The 2,416-nt window shown below is 68.6% G+C and carries 1 protein-coding gene and 1 pseudogene; both read left to right on the forward strand.

What is annotated here, in order from left to right; genetic code table 11:
• A pseudogene (locus tag CH341_RS30660) lies at positions 1-352 on the forward strand (methyl-accepting chemotaxis protein); the annotation flags it as partial.
• Between the two features lie 338 nt (positions 353-690).
• The coding region (locus tag CH341_RS30665) for a methyl-accepting chemotaxis protein (RefSeq protein WP_111423377.1) at positions 691-2,416 on the forward strand (1,726 nt) is incomplete at its 3' end.

The following is a 2,416-nucleotide window of genomic DNA, read 5'->3' on the forward strand; positions in this document are numbered from 1 at the left end:
GACCGGCGAGATCTCCACCCAGATCGGCGCCATGCAGGCGGCGACCAGCGACTCGGTCACGGCGATCAAGGAGATCGGCGGCACCATCGGCCGCATCGCCGAGATCACCGCCACCATCGCGGCCGCCGTCGAGGAACAGGGCGCCGCGACCAACGAGATCGCCCGCAACGTCCAGCAGGCGGCGAGCGGCACCACCGAGGTCGCCACCAACATCACCGAGGTCGATCGCGGCGCCGCCGAGACCGGATCCGCCTCCTCCCAGGTGCTGTCCTCGGCGCAGTCGCTGTCGAGCGAGAGCAACCGCCTCAAGCTTGAGGTCGGCAAGTTCCTGAACACGATCCGGGCCGCGTAACCGCCCCACCGGCGCGGTCCTTCAACAGAGCGGCCACAACCGCCGATGTCGTGATTCCCGATCCTCCCCGCCCGGACCAGAACGGTCCGGGCTTTTTTTATGCAATCGCGAGTCCGCGACAGTCGGTCGGGTGAAACTTGTACAGAAGAGTTACGTATTCACCCCGAGTCCGCCGGACCTGATTTGTAAAGCCGGTGTTACGCATTTTTATCTGATCCTGCGCAAATCTTCATCGAAGGTGAGCCGTCCCCCGCGGCCGACCGCGCCGTGCGCTCCGCGGGAGTGCGCGGTCGAGAGCGCCGGCCGGGCCAGCGTTGTTCAATCGCAGAGGACTGCTCATGAAACTTCCCTCCGTCATCGCCGGGTCGCTGCAGGCGAAGATCGCTTCGCTGGCGGGCGTCTGCCTCCTCGGCACGGCCGGCATCCTGGTCGGCTACGGCGTGCTGTCGTCGTCGTGGAACAATCAGTTCGTCGACCAGACCGTGACGTCGCTGCTGGAGCGCAACGGTCGCGAGACGTTGCAGTACCTTGCCGCGCGCGAGGCGCGCGCCGTGCAGCGCGAGTTCACGGTGGCGATGGTGGCGGCCCGCACCATGGCGCAGAGCTTCGGCATGCTCGCCGCGACGTCGAATTCGGCGACGCCCAACGAGATCCGCCGCGAGCAGCTCAACCGCGTCCTGCGGGGCGTGCTCGAGCAGAACCCGCAGCTCAACGGCACCTACTCGGCCTGGGAGCCCGGCGCGCTCGACGGTCGCGACGGCGAGTTCAAGGGCCGCCGCGAGGCCGGGTCGGACGCCACCGGCCGCTTCCTGCCCTATTGGACGCGCGGCCAGGACGGCAAGATCGCCATCCAGCCGCTGGTCGAGTACGACAGCCGCGACCTGCATCCGAACGGCGTGATGAAGGGCGGCTGGTACGTCAGCCTGCAGGAGGGTGCCAAGGAGAGCGTGCTCGGCCCGCTGCCCTACATCGTCCAGGGCAAGAGCGTCTATCTCGCCACCCTGTCGGTGCCCGTCATGATCGACGGCAAGTTCCGCGGCCTCGCCGGCACCGACTTCAATCTCGACTTCGTCCAGAAGCTCGCCAGCGATCTCAGCCGCGCCGTCTACGGCGGCAAGAGCGAGGTGGCGATTCTCAGCGACCAGGGCCTGGTCGTCGCCCACAGCGGCCGCGCCGACCTGATCGGCCAGTCGATGTCGACGTTCGACAAGAGCTGGCAGACCGATGTCGAGCACATCAAGAAGGGCGAGGAGTCGGTCGACCTCGACCCGCAGAGCAAGATGCTGCGCGCCTTCGCACCGATTCCCATGGGCTTCACCGGAAAGCCCTGGGCCGTGCTGATCCAGGTGCCTCAGAACGTCGTGCTGGCCGAGGCGCACGCCCTGTCCGACAACCTCCACGCCCGCGCCGCCACGACGTTGACGTGGCAGCTCGTGGTCGGCCTCCTGGTCGCGCTCGGCGCCATCGCGCTGATGTGGTTCGCGGCCCGCAGCATCTCGCGCCCGATCCAGAAGAGCGTGACGTTCGCCGAGGGCATCGCGGCCGGCGACTTCGGCCGGCAGCTCGACGTCGAGCAGGCCGACGAGGTCGGCACGCTGGCCGCCACGCTGCGGCGGATGCGCGACGACCTGCAGCGCATGATCGCGCAGCGCACCGAGGACCAGGCCAAGGCCGAGACGCAGCGGCGCCAGGAGATGCGCAGCCTGGCCGACGGCTTCGAGGCCGCGGTGGGCGAGATCGTCGACACCGTGTCGTCCGCCTCGGGCGAGCTCGAGCGCGCCGCCGGCACGCTCACCCGCACGGCCGAGACCACGCAGCGCCTCTCGACCAAGGTCGCGTCGGCCTCCGAGCTCGCCTCCAGCAACGTCCAGAGCGTCGCCTCGGCGACCAACGAGATGGCCTCCTCGGTGCACGAGATCAGCCGTCAGGTGCAGGAGTCGAGCCGCATCGCCAACGAGGCGGTCCGCCAGGCGGAGAAGACCGACAACCGCATCAACGAGCTGTCGGTGGCGGCGAGCCGCATCGGCGACGTGGTCAAGCTGATCACGGCGATCGCCGAGCAGA

This window comes from Rhodoplanes roseus, assembly GCF_003258865.1.
Classification (GTDB): domain Bacteria; phylum Pseudomonadota; class Alphaproteobacteria; order Rhizobiales; family Xanthobacteraceae; genus Rhodoplanes; species Rhodoplanes roseus.